Annotated in this window: 15 protein-coding genes; 1 reads left to right on the top strand and 14 read right to left on the bottom strand. The window is 37.0% G+C overall.

Features of this window, described 5'->3' with window-relative positions; genetic code table 11:
* Positions 1 to 109 precede the first annotated feature (109 nt).
* Positions 110 to 1,060 (top strand): choice-of-anchor H family protein, encoded by a 951-nt coding sequence (locus CXF79_RS04385; RefSeq protein ID WP_101154112.1) that lies wholly within the window; start codon positions 110 to 112, stop codon positions 1,058 to 1,060.
* 88 nt (positions 1,061 to 1,148) lie between these two features.
* On the opposite strand, the gene CXF79_RS04380 is transcribed toward CXF79_RS04385, so the two are convergent.
* The 14 genes from CXF79_RS04380 to CXF79_RS04315 form a co-directional block, all read right to left on the bottom strand.
* A complete protein-coding gene (locus tag CXF79_RS04380) occupies positions 1,149 to 2,375 on the bottom strand; it encodes a class I SAM-dependent methyltransferase (protein WP_442871890.1) in 1,227 nt (408 codons plus the stop codon).
* Positions 2,376 to 2,481: 106 nt separating this feature from the next.
* Positions 2,482 to 3,288, bottom strand: a complete 807-nt coding sequence (locus tag CXF79_RS04375) for a DUF1365 domain-containing protein (RefSeq protein WP_101154111.1) — start codon at positions 3,286 to 3,288, stop codon at positions 2,482 to 2,484.
* The gene (locus CXF79_RS04370) at positions 3,275 to 4,585 is read right to left on the bottom strand and encodes an NAD(P)/FAD-dependent oxidoreductase (RefSeq protein WP_101154110.1); all 1,311 of its coding nucleotides are present in this window, start codon (positions 4,583 to 4,585) and stop codon (positions 3,275 to 3,277) included. Before CXF79_RS04370 ends, CXF79_RS04375 begins: the two co-directional genes overlap by 14 nt.
* Positions 4,582 to 5,352 carry an SDR family NAD(P)-dependent oxidoreductase gene (locus CXF79_RS04365; protein ID WP_101154109.1) on the bottom strand — a complete coding sequence of 257 codons (771 nt, stop codon included), beginning with the start codon at positions 5,350 to 5,352 and terminating at the stop codon, positions 4,582 to 4,584. The genes CXF79_RS04370 and CXF79_RS04365 overlap by 4 nt, the downstream gene beginning before the upstream one ends.
* On the bottom strand, positions 5,352 to 5,813 hold the full coding sequence (locus CXF79_RS04360) for a nuclear transport factor 2 family protein (protein WP_101154108.1): 462 nt from the start codon (positions 5,811 to 5,813) through the stop codon (positions 5,352 to 5,354). The genes CXF79_RS04365 and CXF79_RS04360 overlap by 1 nt, the downstream gene beginning before the upstream one ends.
* A 112-nt stretch (positions 5,814 to 5,925) precedes the next feature.
* Positions 5,926 to 7,338: a cryptochrome/photolyase family protein gene (locus CXF79_RS04355; RefSeq protein ID WP_101154107.1), complete on the bottom strand. Its 1,413-nt coding sequence runs from the start codon at positions 7,336 to 7,338 to the stop codon at positions 5,926 to 5,928.
* Between the two features lie 109 nt (positions 7,339 to 7,447).
* Positions 7,448 to 8,407 (bottom strand): YbgA family protein, encoded by a 960-nt coding sequence (locus CXF79_RS04350; RefSeq protein WP_011042216.1) that lies wholly within the window; start codon positions 8,405 to 8,407, stop codon positions 7,448 to 7,450.
* A gap of 66 nt (positions 8,408 to 8,473) precedes the next feature.
* A complete protein-coding gene (locus CXF79_RS04345; protein ID WP_101154106.1) occupies positions 8,474 to 9,160 on the bottom strand; it encodes a ChrR family anti-sigma-E factor in 687 nt (228 codons plus the stop codon).
* Positions 9,153 to 9,770 carry a sigma-70 family RNA polymerase sigma factor gene (locus tag CXF79_RS04340; RefSeq protein WP_101154105.1) on the bottom strand — a complete coding sequence of 206 codons (618 nt, stop codon included), beginning with the start codon at positions 9,768 to 9,770 and terminating at the stop codon, positions 9,153 to 9,155. Before CXF79_RS04340 ends, CXF79_RS04345 begins: the two co-directional genes overlap by 8 nt.
* Before the next feature lie 126 nt (positions 9,771 to 9,896).
* Positions 9,897 to 10,478 carry an LON peptidase substrate-binding domain-containing protein gene (locus CXF79_RS04335; RefSeq protein ID WP_157825841.1) on the bottom strand — a complete coding sequence of 194 codons (582 nt, stop codon included), beginning with the start codon at positions 10,476 to 10,478 and terminating at the stop codon, positions 9,897 to 9,899.
* A 457-nt stretch (positions 10,479 to 10,935) separates the two neighbouring features.
* The gene (locus tag CXF79_RS04330; RefSeq protein WP_101154103.1) at positions 10,936 to 12,771 is read right to left on the bottom strand and encodes a fasciclin domain-containing protein; all 1,836 of its coding nucleotides are present in this window, start codon (positions 12,769 to 12,771) and stop codon (positions 10,936 to 10,938) included.
* A gap of 425 nt (positions 12,772 to 13,196) precedes the next feature.
* The gene (locus CXF79_RS04325; protein WP_101154102.1) at positions 13,197 to 13,763 is read right to left on the bottom strand and encodes a DUF3833 domain-containing protein; all 567 of its coding nucleotides are present in this window, start codon (positions 13,761 to 13,763) and stop codon (positions 13,197 to 13,199) included.
* Positions 13,756 to 14,343, bottom strand: coding sequence for a chalcone isomerase family protein (locus CXF79_RS04320; protein WP_232769075.1), 588 nt, complete (start codon positions 14,341 to 14,343; stop codon positions 13,756 to 13,758). Before CXF79_RS04320 ends, CXF79_RS04325 begins: the two co-directional genes overlap by 8 nt.
* Positions 14,336 to 14,845, bottom strand: coding sequence for a DUF2878 domain-containing protein (locus CXF79_RS04315; RefSeq protein ID WP_157825840.1), 510 nt, complete (start codon positions 14,843 to 14,845; stop codon positions 14,336 to 14,338). Before CXF79_RS04315 ends, CXF79_RS04320 begins: the two co-directional genes overlap by 8 nt.
* Between the last annotated feature and the right edge of the window lie 241 nt (positions 14,846 to 15,086).

Here is a 15,086-nt window from a genome sequence, read left to right as displayed (position 1 = left end):
TGTATTAGAGATCTCACGGATAAAAGTTATCAGTTGACATTTTATTTGTTCAGCTTGAGTTCATTTAACTTACGCTTTAATGGTCTTAAATCGATACAGGAAGGATTTAATGATGAGCAATTTTATCAAGCAGTTAACATTAAAAGTAACATCAAGTTTTTCACCAATACTACTAACGACTTTACAGTTAACACTCATGTTAACTCTTATGATGATTACACTACCAAGCTTTGCGTTAGAAGCCGACAATGCAAATGAGATAGCAGGCACAGCAAGCACAACTGACACAACATATATAACGAATACTAAAGTTGTTCAAAGTTACTCTAGCGGGCAAGTAGCCAGTTCAATGGACAGTGCATCACAAGAACAAGTATTAAAAGATATTAAACAAAGAGTACTACTTGGTGATAGCGACCAAGAAAAGAATAAAGCATTAAACACGACTCGTGAGGATATGATTGACCAAAAGCAACAACAGGCACGTAAACGAAGTACCGCTAAAAACATAGCGGCAATACCAAGGTTGAACCAAAGCAGTAGAAGCTTCAGCGACGGTACTTTTGTTATTTATGAAGGCTATTCACAATTAATTGAAGATCTTGATGCTGATGGATATTTTCAGACTTTTAGTGTGACTTTTGATGCTGATTTACTTACTGGTAATCCTCATGATGAGGCGGTAGTTTATGCTGAATTGTACTTAAGTGAAAATGGCGGTCCTTGGGTTCATTATTACAGTACTGACAATTTTGTTATACATGGTGAGAGTTCAGATGATGAATTTGAGGTATATAGCACCTTAGAACAAGGTTTTAGTGCCAATCATTACGACATCCTCATAGACCTTTATGAAGTGGGCTTCCCGAATATAGTGGCTTCTTACAGTAGTGATGACAGTAATAGCTTATATGGTCTTCCCTTAGAGAGCAGTGACTATGACCTAGAATATGTAGAGTATTACACTGAAGTGCATAGTGATGGTGGCAGCAGTTCTGTTATTATTTTAATCATAATGATGATTGCTTTATCAATGCGTAAGCTCAAACTTAAAAGGTAAATCCCGTAGGTAGATAGGCGCGAACTAAGTAGGTCAATTAAGTAGGAAAAATTATTTCCTACTTTCTCCTTTCAAATGAATTCAATATCTATTTTCTAGCCACTAAATGGACCGCGCTAGTTGAACGCTCTAAAAATGCGCCTTCACAGTAAGCAAAGTAATAAAGCCATAATCGTTTAAAGGTTTCATCATAATCATGTTGAGTCAGCTCTAACCAAGATGCCAAAAAATTCTCTCGCCAGTGCGCTAACGTTTTAGCGTAATCAAGCCCTATATCATCTAGGGATTCAACAACCAACTCACTGTGATCAGTAATATTTTGAGTCAACACATTAACTGACGGTAAAAATCCACCGGGGAATATATAGCGTTGAATAAAATCAACGTTGTTTTTGTAATAGTCAAAACGTTGATCGGCAATGGTAATTGATTGAATAAGCAACTTACCGCCAACTTTTAATCGGTCATTGCACTGCTTAAAGAAACTAGGTAAAAAGTCATAACCAACAGCTTCTATCATTTCAATGGAAACGACTTTATCAAAAACTCCCGTTAAATTTCGGTAATCCTCTTTAAGCAAGGTAATTTTATCTGTTAAGCCCAACTTTTCTATACGAGCTTGTGCATAGGCATGTTGTGCATCAGAGATAGTCGTTGTCGTTACACGGCAACCATAATGCTGAGCTGCATATATTGCTAAGCCTCCCCAGCCAGTACCTATTTCCAATAAATGATCATGTTCATTTAGTGATAATCGCTGGCAAATAGTGGCGAGTTTATGCTGTTGAGCCTCATCTAATGAAGCGTCTTCTGTCGGATAAATAGCAGACGAGTACATCATATCCGGGTCTAAAAATCGCGTGTATAACTCATTACCTAAATCATAATGAGCTAAGATATTACGCTTTGAACCTGATTGGGTATTTCTATTTTGCCAATGACTGACGGTATTTTTCAACCTATTCATCCATGACTTGTTTGCTTCCAAGCTATCGGTTTGCTGTTGAGCTTTGGCGAAAATTCTAATGACATTGGTTAAATTTGGACTACTCCATTTACCTTCAATAAAAGCCTCAGATGCACCAATACTCCCACCTTTAACAAAGTCACGGTAAACACTCGGATCATGGATATGTATTTTACCTTTAATACTTTGTTCGCTAACTTTTTCAGGGAAATGCGAATGAACAGAGCCTTCAACAATCTCTAATTGACCATAGGTAAGGTTTGAGAAAATGTTTAGCACTAAGGTACGACAACGTTTATCTAACCAATTAGCCGCTTTTAGTACTCGAACCCCTTCAATATTTTCCATTTTTATTCCCCTTAGTATTACTTATACCCGTTACCATTCAAAGTGAAGCTGAAACCTGCATATTGATTGGCTACGGGTATAACTTCAAGCTTTCAAAAATAATCCACTAACTCGGTTTTTGATAACCAATAAAAGGCACACGTTTGATGAATAACTTTAATGCTTGCCAATAAATTGTGACTACAACTTTCATTGTCATAACAGGCAATTGCCCCCAAATACGCAATAAACTGGCTTTAGTGAAGGGTTTTCTCCTCATCACTAAACTTGCATCAAATAACTTACTTACTGTGCCGCTTTCGTCATTAACACGTTTATTTTCAATTTTAACCAGTAACTTATCATTACCATTGCACGGTGGAGTTACCTGCCAAAAGTAAGTCATAGCTAAGTCCATAAAAGGTGAAACTTGAAACATTTTTTTCGTGGTTTTATCACCTTCTACTTTTAACAAATCTACTAAGTAATAATGGCGTTCATTCCAAGGTGTATTACTGACTTCTGCGAGCATTTGTGTACATTTATCGTCTTGGTCGTAGCAAAAATAAAAATTGGCGGGACTAAAGTAAATGCCAAAACACCTGACTTGCACCAACATAACAATTCTTTTTATATCTGCATGACCCTTTAATTGCTGTACTTTCATCTTTATACGATCGTTTAAAGAAAGAGGATCACTGGTTACCCTTTCTTTTACTGAGCCTTTTATGTAATCTTTTTCAACAAAACGTAATGGTCGATACCACGAAAAGCCAAAAACACCAAAACCACCCTGAGCCTTTTCAACATCAGCAACATCGAGCGCTAACATAAATAAACGGTAATCAAAGCTGTGCTTTTTGGGGCTAAAGCGTCGATGCATAACATTACCGAGGTAAATATGGCTATTACTAAATGAATTAGGCATGTTCATCAGTTACACCTATATAACAATCAAACCGTTCAGCCACTTCAACAGCGCTTCTTACGCCATCTTCATGAAAACCACTGTGCCAATAAGCACCAGCAAAATGCGTGTGATTAACGCCGCAAATGATATGTCTTTGCTGTTGGGCTTTTATCGAGTCGGCCGAAAAAACAGGATGGTGATAAGTGAACTCCCTTAATATTTCTTTGGGGTCTATGTCATCTTTTTGATTTAAGGTAACGCAAAAGGTGTGCTTACTTTGAATACCCTGCAATATATTCATATTGTAAGTAACACTAGCGGCTGCACTGCGGTTATGGCTGCGATCATGGCTGGTGTTATTACCACGATTATGGTTTAGCTGATAATTCCAACTTGCCCAGGCTTTTTTTCGTTTAGGTAATAATTTTTCATCGGTATGCAGTACAACCGTGTTTGCACTATAAGGCATTGCAGATAACACCGACTTTTCATCTTGGCTTGCATCATTTAATAAGGAGAGTGCTTGATCAGAATGACAAGCAATAACCACTTCATCGAACGTTTGACTAGGCGTATCTTCAAAATGTAAATGTACTTTATCATTGCTTCGAGTAATGCTGGTAATGTTGGCCTTAACGTTAATATTATCCTTAAACGGTGCGCATAATGGTGTTAAGTAGCTGCGCGAGCCTTTTGGAATTACATACCATTGTGGCCTATCCGCAATATTTAATAAGCCATGATTATGGAAGAATTTAACAAAAAATGTGAATTCGAAATCTTCCATTTGTGCTAATGAGCTAGACCATATTGCTGCGCCCATTGGTAAAATGTAATGTTCAGCAAAAAAGTCACTAAAGTTATGTTCAGTTAAGAATGCACCTAATGTTAAGCCATCGATATACGTATCTTGCTGATAAATGCTTTTGCATAATTTGTTGAAGCGCAATATTTCTTTAACTAATAACCAAAACGTCGGTTTGAAAATATTTCGTCGTTGGGCAAATAGTGTATCTAGATTATGCCCATTGTATTCAAGGCCTGACTGGCAATTGTGAACAGAGAAACTCATTTCAGTGGGTATTTTACCAATACCTATTTCATCCAACAAAGCTAAGAAGTTAGGATAGGTTCTATCATTAAAGACAATAAAACCGGTATCTATTGCAAATTTGTCCCCTGACTTTTCTATATCAACCGTTGCCGTATGGCCGCCAACAGAGTCATTTTTCTCAAATACGGTAACCTTATGCTTTTTTGATAATAAATAAGCGGCAGTTAGTCCGGAAATGCCGGAGCCAATAATGGCAAAATGCTTCATACTTGATCTTCCCTAGTGTGACTCTTACTCGAGCTATCATTTTTGGTAATAAATTTTCTAGTAATAAGTAACTGCCATAAAAACGAAGGTAAAAAAGAGAATAGTTTCATAATAAGCGTTAGTCGCTTAGGGAAATGTAGATATTTTTTTCGCTTTTCAATACCAATCAGCATACGGCTCGCGGCTTGTTCGCTAGTGAGTATAAACGGCATCGCAAAGTTATTTTTATCCGTTAAAGGTGTGCTAACAAAACCAGGATGTACTAAAGTAACGTCAATATCATGCTCAAGTAGATCAAGCCTCAAACTATTAGCTAAATAGTCCATCCCGGCCTTTGATGCCCCGTAAGCCTCACTGCGCGGAAACGGTAAAATAGTGGCACTTGAACTAACAAAAACGACTTGCCCGCCCTTTTTCACTTTTGGTAAAAAGTATTGTAATAGCGCACCTAAGGAAGAAAGGTTGGTATTGATGATATTAGAAAACAACTCACCATCAAAATGTTTAACATCATCAACATAGCGACAATCACCGGCATTTAAAATCAGTATATCTAATTCTTTAATATCTTGAGCGGCAGCCGCTATTTGTGCGGGCTCAGTGATATCAAATAAACAGGTCTTATAAGAGCGTGACTCCAGAAGGGCCATTTTTTCTGGGTTTCGACCGCAGGCAATCACGTTTTCACCTTGATTGGTGTACTTTTCAAATAACGCCAAGCCAATGCCTGATGTTGCCCCTGTGATTAAAACATTTTGAATGGCCATTAGTTTGCCGCCTTAGTTTTTATCCACTTAGTAAGCTTGCCGAGTATAGGCAGTTGCTCATAAAGCATTGCACCTAAATCAAGGAAGTCTCTATGGTAAATAACCTTATCGCCTTCTCCCTTAATATGTGAGGTGCCAACGACAGTAACCATTTTACCTTTGTTGAGCTTAGGGTGTTGGTAAGTCATGGTCCAAAATAGTGAAGCTTGCGAATCCTGCCAAATCACCTCTTCAATAACGAAATCACACGCAGAAAGGTTTTGATAGAGATTTTCAAAGTACTGATATAACTCATCAAAGCCTTCCACTGTGTGTAGAGGATCAATAAAGGTGACATTTTCATGGTAAATAGTGGCTAATAATTGCAGACTCTCTTTCGATAGCTTTTGATAAACAAGCACAAAATTAGTTAGCCACAAAGGTGCACCTTGTAGGGTGTGCTCTAACGTTTTATTTTCCATAACACTACCTTACTGACTAAAACTTTGATGATGAATACCTTAATAACAACACTATGAACGCAATGACCAAATAACCAATTTCTTAACAATGAGTTACCGACCTAGCTTCCCATTACACTTTATAAAAAGCTAACGCTTTTAACCTAGCCTCTTTGTGTTCAACAATCGCTGGCCAATAAACATTTAGTTCATTATCCTTAATATATTGATGAGGAAAATGAATCGCCTTATCAGAAATATTGTTAAGCTCTGGTATATATTTACGTATGAAAACGCCCTTTGGATCAAAACGTTCGCTTTGTCTAATAGGATTAAAAATTCTAAAGTAAGGTTGTGCATCACAGCCAGTGCTAGCCGCCCATTGCCAGCCACCATTATTTGAAGCTAAATCGCCGTCAATCAGGTGCTGCATAAAATATTTTTCACCTAATCGCCAATCAATGAGTAAATGTTTGGTTAGAAAGCTCGCCACGACCATACGAAGACGATTATGCATCCAGCCTGTTTGATTGAGCTGCCTCATTGCAGCATCAACAAGTGGGTAGCCAGTTCTGCCTTGGCACCACGCATCAAATAATGTAGCATCGTTATGCCACAACATCTCTTGATAATTTTCTTTATAACATTGGTGTTTACATAATCGTTGTTCATGAAAAAGCAGGTGGCGATAAAACTCTCGCCAAATAATCTCATTCAACCATGAAAATTCTTCACTGTCTGACGCGACTAACAAATCGGGATGTTTGTTAAGTAATAATCGAAGTACAAAACGAGGACTGATAACACCTGCAGCCAAATAAGGTGATATACCCGACGTACCTTTAATCGATGGTATATCACGATTAAGTTTGTAAGTGCTTATTTTTTGTTGGTAAAACTTTGGTAGTATTTGCTGCTCAAAAACAGTTGCTAGCGGCCAGGTACTAGAAATACTTTCCTGTTCAACTTCTTGATTATCAACCTTGTTAACCGCTGACGATTTAACAGATACTTTGCCTAAATACTCAAAGCCGCCTTGCTGAATATAGGTTAACCAAGCACGCTTAAACGGTGTAAAAACCTTATACATAATACCCGACTGATTCAGGACTTTGCCTTTTGGTACGATTACATCTGCTTCGAATAAGGTTAATGGAATACCGCTAGCCTTTAATTCTAAATATAAGGCTTTATCTCGTTGCTGTTCATTAAATTCAACCTCACTATTAGCCACCACTTCAGTAATATTGTGCAGTTGACAATAGCTGTGTAAATACGTTTTTTGCTGGGTAAAATTATCGAGTTCAATCAATTCAAGTTCGATATTTAATAGCGCGAGTTCTTTAACAAGGGCATGGGCGTGACGCTCAATAAAATCTATCTTTATCGGCGACCAATCATGTTGTTGCCATTGTTGTTCACAGATAAAAAAGATAGCTTTCGCTGGTACTACTGAATCATGTTGACTTAAGACGTTACGACTCAGGAAATAGTGTAACGCTGGATTGTCGTGTGTTCGAAGGTCATTACGGAGCCAAAGTAACAAGCGGGATCCTTATGTGCCCGGTTAAAGGCATCACGGAAGAATAATTAAAAATATGGGTGACTGGGTTACTAATTTATTTAGCATCTAAACTAAAGTTAATATAAATCAGTTAGTAAGCGTATCTCAATCTTAATTTATCAGGGTAAGGAGATAAGTACGCTTGCTTTGTTAAATAGTCTTTTGGATGATTAAGTAGATAATGCTTAATTAACGTTAAAGGTGCCATTAACGGAATAAGTCCTTCGCGATAAGCATCAATTTGTTCACATAATTCCTGTCTTTCATTCGCTTGTAAGTGCTTTGAAAAGTATCCTTGAATATGCGCCAGTGTATTAGCATGCTTTTTACGGGTCGCTATAATTTTCAGTGCCGTCATTAATCCTAAAATATATTGCGCGGCTACCTCATCAAGGGGTAAGTCAGCTCTTGCTAATAATTGCCCTAACTCTTTATAGGCGATTAAATCGTGGCTCATCACCGTATACTTGTAATGGCTATGAAAGGTGGTTAACTTGTGCTTAGTTAATCCTGATTCAACAATCGTTTGCCAATGTTTATAAGCAAATACTCTGGCAACAAAGTTTTCACGCAGTAGAGGATCGTTTAGACGGCCATTTTCTTCGCAAGGTAATAACGGGTTAGCATCCATAATTTCTTTGGCAAAAGCACCGATACCTTTTGAGGGTAATGAGTTACCTTCGGGGCTATAAATCTTAACTCTTTCCATGCCGCAACTTGGGCTTTTAGCGCAAAAAATATAGCCACTTAACGATTTGGTCATGCTGGCTACTTTTTTTCCATACGCTTTTAAGGCCTCGGTAACATCGCCACTGCCATCTTTTTGAGAAACATGAATAACATCATCACGCTTTATTTGACGAATGGTTGGTCTAGGAATAGGTAAACCTACAGCAACTTCTGGGCAAAATGACTTATATGAAACATGTTCTGAAAATTCTTTAATACAAAAATGAGACGGTTTATTACTGGCATCAAACCGAACCTTTTCACCAATTAAACAAGCGCTAATACCAATTTCTATGTCTTTCTTATCCACTGAATAAATCATAATCCTTTCCTTCTAATTTCTGATTTTAACTTTAATTAACGCTTTAACTGTTAAATACTTAGCTAGCTAATATATGAAAGAACCTATTGGGTTAAGCAACTTATTAATACCTTGGGTAAAGTGTAGTGCATCATTAGCAACGGTATAACAAAGACAACCATTGGTAGAAATAGGATGATGCTGATGAGAACTGTCAAGCATGATAAAATCCCCCTTAACATACTCACCACTTTCATCATGAAATGATCCCGCTAACAGCACCGTAAGCTCAAAACCTTTATGCGTATGTTCAGGTACGCCTCCACCAGGCTGTATATGTAGTAAACTGCTATGGATTTCATTTTCATTAAGCTGAATTCGTGCTCTCGTTAACTTACCAATATGAGCATGTTTACCCATTTCCATACTATTTAATGCTGCAGGAATAGTATAAGTCGTATCATTAAAACTGATTGTTTTTTCTACTTTAGGTACAACAACAGCAATATTAGAAGATTCAACAATATTATCTATCATGTGATCAAAATCTATTTTTGCAATCGCTTCTAGTGTTTCATTGTCATCAACGATGAATCGATCTAAGTATTCTTCTTCAAAGCTATTTTCAGCTACTTGTTCAGTAAATTGAGCGATCGTTTGCTGACATACCGGACACATATCTGCATGAATAGCGATACCAGCAGATAAAGATGCAGGTAAATCACCATTTACAAACGCTTGAATAAGCTCAAATTTAGGGTGATGGTTAATCATGTTTTTCTCCTAACTGTACTTTGAGTTTTCCTAGGGCTAAACGTAATCGAGATTTAACTGTCCCTAGTGGTAAATGTAGATGCACAGCTAGCTGCTCTTGAGACATTTCTCTAAAGTAAAAACCTTTAACAACGTCTTGTTGAGCTTGAGGTAACTCTTCTATGACACTTAACAAGTTTGCATGTTCTAAATGGTCATCAAAAATTTCATTTTCGATGCTCATACTTTCAGCGATAGGCCAAATATCATCACTTAGATTATCTTCTTTATTACCTTGGATTTTTCTAAGCATATCGAAGGTGACATTACGCATTACCGTGTATACCCAAGTGGTTGCCGCCCCCTTATCTTGATTGTAAAGGTGGGCTTTTCTCCACACATTACTCATAGTGTCTTGCACTACTTCATTGGCTTGTGCTTCATTAGGAAATTTACCACGTGCAATACGTAGAATTTTAGGTGCAAAGAACTGAAACAAATGAGTGAAAGCTTGTTTGTCTCGACTTATAGCAACAGACTCTAGCCATTGGCAGAGTTGTGGGTGATTTATTTTATCTGACATATAAGTAGATTTAGCACTTGTCGGCCTGCTTAGCAAGTTAGTCTGCATTGCTTCGTCCCACTATTTATTTGAACATGTCAGGTTATACGGTCAAATAAATATCAGGATCACTTTATATTGAAATTATTTCAAAACTTTTTAAAGAGCAGTTAAAAATTAATTAAAAATAAAGAACTATTCAAGAATAACGGATTCAACAAACGCTTTTGCTTCTTTAAAACTGTAACTCACAACAAAGGCATTTTTTACATTTAACTCTATAGGTAATATCTCTAACCACCTCGCTAACACCCAATGGCTATCGTTTAGACCTTTCGTTGGATATAAATCATCAAGCCTTTCGTTCTCTGCAAAGACACTCGCTAACGATGTAGATAATCTTCCTTTAGCCATGTCGACATGAATTTCAGACCAATGCGCGATGCAGCTAACATCACCAAAATGCAAATTATTTTCGTCATGCGCTATGCTCTTAATGACGACAAGAGATTTACACTTAACATCAATTTCTAAAATACCGTCATCACCTTGATCAAAATTAATAATGTCAACCCAACTACCCCACGGCATACTAGTAGAACTTTCGTTAGCAATTATATTTTTATCTTGAAGCCATAGAACAAAACCTTGACCCGAAGAGGCGGTACTGACCATTTTTAGATAGCGTGGTTCAAATATGCGTAACTTTGTTACCCCGCCTGGCAATAAGAACACGGGTAACGGAAATATTGGTAAGGTAACATTTAAATTTTTCATAAGAATATCACTTGCTGGTTTATAACTATTCATACGTAAAAAATCACTAAACGATCAGTATTATACCAATTCAAGTAAGTTTTTTCCCTCACAGCGAGTTTTAAAAGGCTTAGAGGCAAGGCATTGATTGAAGATAATGGTTTATCCCTTATCAAAAATAATAACGCGGCATGTAAGCCTTTTCAACTCGCCCTTTGGGAGTTTGTCAGCAATCTGATAACTGCACATAATTTTCCTAATATAGAATGACTATACATAAAAAAATTCTATTTGTTCTCAAACCGCTGACAAGCTCTGAGTGGGAATAAACTTATTTGATTTGGTATGACAAAAAAAGCCTCTGAAGACAGAGGCTCATGGTCGGTAATGTTAATCAAACTCTTTGCATGGTAAAAGAAAGAACAATTATCCAACCAAAACTTAGCGCCTAACAACTTGGTAACTAAAAGTTAGGTAACTATTCCATAATCACGGTATCGATTACATGAATAACACCGTTTGTTGTGTAGATATCAGAGATAATTACTTTAGCTCCTCCAATCATCAGCATTCCCGTATCAGCGTCAATACTCACATCAATCATTACATCCGATGCTGTGGTTAATGAACGTCCATTTTTTGCATAAGCATCTGTAGAACTTAAGCTACTTTCACCCACAACATGAGTTAATAAGACTTTAGTAAGCATCTCAGTGTCTGCTAATAAAGCGGTTAAAGCTTCACTGTCAATCTTATCAAAGGCGGCATTAGTTGGAGCAAAAACAGTAAACATAGCATCTTCGTTTGATAAAGTAGTCACTAAATCAGCAGCAGTAAGTGCGGTTACTAGGGTAGAAAAATTATCCGGGTCTGCCAAAGCGATTTCAACAATATTCAATGTTGGCGTATCCATCATTGCAGGAGGCATAATCACATTATCAATTAAGTGAACAACACCATTTGCAGCCATAACATTAGCTGCACTTACCTTAGCGCCATTAATGAAAAGCATGCCATCAGTGAACGATACAGCGGCTTTACTCGCATTCGCCATTTCTGCCATGTTATCCATAGATTGAGCTAAGTTGATAGCGCCATCAGCAAGAACTTCGCCAGCGATTACGTGATATAGCAATATGTTACTTAATTGTTCGCTAGTTAATCCTTCAACTGTGCCAGCAGGTAATTTAGCAAAAGCGGCATTAGTTGGAGCAAAAACAGTATAGTCATTATCAAGGTTAGCTAAGACGGTATCTAGGCCTGTTGATTGCAACGCTGACACTAGTGTAGATAGATCACTGTTGCTACTGGCAATATCAACTAAGCTCATGCTCGGTTTTGGTAATGCCACATCACCAATAATTACCGCATCTATCACATGGATAATGCCGTTGGTTGTATAAATATCTTTCATCACAACATTGGCACCACCAAACAATAGCTTATCTGTGTCCATGTTGATGTTAAGTGCTATTTTAGCCATACCCGCTGTATCAACCATATTGCCACTCAAGGCGTAGGCATTAACCGAATTTACAGCAGCATCTGCTATAACATGTTGCAGTAGTACTTTTGTTAAGGCATCGGTATCACCTAATAATGCAGTCAAGGTATCACCTGCAATTAAAGCAAATGCGGCATTAGTCGGAGCAAAAACAGTAAACGTAGCATCTTCGTTTGACAAGGTAGTCACTAAATCAGCAGCACTAAGCGCGGCAACTAAGGTAGAGAAATTATCAGGATCAGCCAGTGCTACTTCGACAATACTCAATGTCGGCTCCATCATTTCTGCGGGAGGGAGTAAAACAGCATCGATAACGTGAATAATACCATTATCAGTCTGAATATTAGTGGTAATTACTGTGGCGGTATTTACCAATAATTTGTCACCATCGAGTGATAAACCTACGGCATCACCATTCACCATATCAACGGTTGTCCCAGCTAGCGCTATAGCTGCTGCGGCATCAACTTCACCACTAATAACATGATAGGTTAAAATATCTGATAACTTATCAGTATCAGCTAGCAGCGCATCAATAGTATCTTGGCCCAACAAAGCAAAGGCTTTATCCGTTGGCGCAAAAACGGTAAATTTCGCACTGGTATCTGCCAAGGTTGTATCTAGCCCTGTCGCTTGTAAAGCAGCAACTAAAGTAGTGAAACTGCCGTCATTAACAGCAGCATCAACAATCGTAGTTGGTGCAACTACATCTTGTTTGACTTGTTCAATTACGTCATTATCGTCGTCATTGCAGCCTTGCAATAAAAACACACTTAATACGGTTACACTTAGTATTTTAAAATATTTCACTTGCTTACCCTCATTAATTAAGTACACCTGAACTTACGTACAAAAAAGAAACAAAGATCAACATTTGTTCACAAATAAACTTATATTTTTAGCAGTGATCTTTTATCAAATTAACGCGTATTGAATAGGTTAATTAAAAAGAATTTCAACAATAATGATGAATGAGTTTTTTATCACTACAAGGAGTATTACGATGAAAAGTATTCGTTCGAGAGACTAAGGCTATAAAGAGACTTTTATCTAGCATTACATTGCTTATAAGATATTATAAATCTACAGAGTAAACTTTGCTTTTAAAGTCTTTGAGGAATACATAGAATACATACAGTTTCAGCAAGTTTTCATTGATTGTATAACTGTTTATCAATTTAAATAAATACAAAAAATTAAACCTCCCCTTTTATCTAAGTTGTATAAAGTTGTGCTTATATTGCATTACTACTTGGACATTGTTGCACTTGTGTTTGCTTATCAAAAAACAATGTCACCTCAGCAACTTTAACGCCAAGCTTGCTCATCGAGGTCTTATTCATTACCCGAAACTCATCAAGTTGATACATCCAGTCATCCATAGAAACTTGATAGCTTTCATCTTCAACAACTAATGATAATTGGTATTGAAACTGAAATGCGAAACCTTGATGTTTACCAATAGCCATTCCTATCACGTCTTCCGCTTGCCCTTCATAACTACCATCCGTTTTTTTAGATAATTGCCAGTTTCGGTAACTGATTTCACCATCATTAAAATAAAATTTTTCCGCAAGAACGCCTTCATTACCTTGCCATGTGCCCTCTATTTCGACACAAAATCGTCTACTTACTTTATTAGAATAATTCTGCACCATGCCCCAAGCGATTACTCGCCCATCAAAGTAACGTTTAATATCAAATGGTTTATCAACATCTTGATAATCATCTAACGCTGTGGAGCAACTAGAAATAAGGCTACAGGTAATGATAATTAATAGAAAAATCTTAACTTTAGTCATGGGTAATACTTCCTAATAATTCACGGCGTAAGTTGGGTTCACTGGTATTTTCAGATAGCCAAATAGCAAGAAATATTTGACCGAAATCAGAGGGATTAATAACGCCAATATATTGCTGATTAAAATAAAAAACACTGCGCCCTTGGTGAATAAGCAAAGACAAGCTGTCACCCTCTTTGATGTCTGGCCACATGTTTTTAAGCTCAGATACGTAAGTGAGATACTCCTCAGCGGGAATGCCTAAGTGATCCCATTGATCTATGGTTCTGTTGATAAGGTCTTCACTGGAAATATCAGCTAAATAATTAATCGTAAAAAGTACCTTGTCAGTTGCTATATTGACGGGATATTTTCCTGAAGTAGTCAGTAGCTGACTTTTATAAAGATCCCAAAATAAAATAGAAAACGTGGTCTCCCCTATCGATACAAAGGTTTGGGTATCAATAGTGCTTTGTAAATTATTTGGCAATTCCATTTCATCGGTGATGTTTTTTGCAAAGACTACACTTTGTGATAAGCAAAAAATAAAGTAAAAGTACGATAAATAAGAAGAACATAAAGAAAAAGAAAGCTTAAACATAACTAACCTCTGCTTCGACTAACTTGTCTTTTAAATAGAAAAACAAAACGAATAACACTGCCCATATCACACTTAAAAGCAAATACGTTGAGATCATAGATTGACCAAAATCAACCGCCTGAAATTTGTAACCAGCGATATAACTCAAGGGCGCAAATATGGCACCAACGAAGAGTTGTAATGCCTTACGTCCCGATAGAAATCGTAAGCTATGGCATATAGTTGTCGCAAAACAAGCCCAAAGCATCATCAACCAAAACGGAATATGACCGCCATTAACAAAAATAAAAACATTAAATTGCACAAGCAATGAATCAACAAAGATACCAATAAAAGTTATCACCATTATTAGCAGTAATTCGTTTCGTGATTTAGCGATAAAAAAAAGGTGTGAAATCAATAATAAAAGGCTGAAGGGAATAAAGTTATTGCCCCAATAAACTAAGCCAAACCAGGCTAAGTTAAAACCAACCAAATTAAAGACTATTAAGTTAATAAACACGTTGCCAAAGTACCTAACAAAAACTGTATAAATCAATATACGTTTGAGGTACACATTTAGATTAATAACCACGCGATTAAATTAGCTATAATTCATTTAGCATTTATTTAGCGGCTTGAATGCGATATGTTATCGCAAAAGAATACTCTAACGAGCTCCAACAATTTTCTTCACCAAATTATTCACTCACTATTTACCTAAATATTTTTCCTTTAACAACCAATAACTAACAACAACGGAT

Origin of the sequence: Colwellia sp. Bg11-28 (assembly GCF_002836245.1) — a bacterium.
Taxonomy (GTDB): domain Bacteria; phylum Pseudomonadota; class Gammaproteobacteria; order Enterobacterales; family Alteromonadaceae; genus Colwellia; species Colwellia psychrerythraea_A.
The sequence above is the reverse complement of the archived record's forward strand: the minus strand, read 5'-3'. Positions and strand labels throughout refer to the sequence as shown.

Bases quoted from the DNA above. Each gene is read 5' to 3' on its own strand.
- CXF79_RS04385 (WP_101154112.1), top strand. From the start codon at position 110: ATGATGAGCAATTTTATCAAGCAGTTAACATTAAAAGTAACATCAAGT.
- CXF79_RS04380 (WP_442871890.1), bottom strand. From the start codon at position 2,375: ATGGAAAATATTGAAGGGGTTCGAGTACTAAAAGCGGCTAATTGGTTA.
- CXF79_RS04375 (WP_101154111.1), bottom strand. From the start codon at position 3,288: ATGAACATGCCTAATTCATTTAGTAATAGCCATATTTACCTCGGTAAT.
- CXF79_RS04370 (WP_101154110.1), bottom strand. From the start codon at position 4,585: ATGAAGCATTTTGCCATTATTGGCTCCGGCATTTCCGGACTAACTGCC.
- CXF79_RS04365 (WP_101154109.1), bottom strand. From the start codon at position 5,352: ATGGCCATTCAAAATGTTTTAATCACAGGGGCAACATCAGGCATTGGC.
- CXF79_RS04360 (WP_101154108.1), bottom strand. From the start codon at position 5,813: ATGGAAAATAAAACGTTAGAGCACACCCTACAAGGTGCACCTTTGTGG.
- CXF79_RS04350 (WP_011042216.1), bottom strand. From the start codon at position 8,407: ATGATTTATTCAGTGGATAAGAAAGACATAGAAATTGGTATTAGCGCT.
- CXF79_RS04345 (WP_101154106.1), bottom strand. From the start codon at position 9,160: ATGATTAACCATCACCCTAAATTTGAGCTTATTCAAGCGTTTGTAAAT.
- CXF79_RS04340 (WP_101154105.1), bottom strand. From the start codon at position 9,770: ATGCAGACTAACTTGCTAAGCAGGCCGACAAGTGCTAAATCTACTTAT.
- CXF79_RS04335 (WP_157825841.1), bottom strand. From the start codon at position 10,478: ATGAAAAATTTAAATGTTACCTTACCAATATTTCCGTTACCCGTGTTC.
- CXF79_RS04325 (WP_101154102.1), bottom strand. From the start codon at position 13,763: ATGACTAAAGTTAAGATTTTTCTATTAATTATCATTACCTGTAGCCTT.
- CXF79_RS04320 (WP_232769075.1), bottom strand. From the start codon at position 14,343: ATGTTTAAGCTTTCTTTTTCTTTATGTTCTTCTTATTTATCGTACTTT.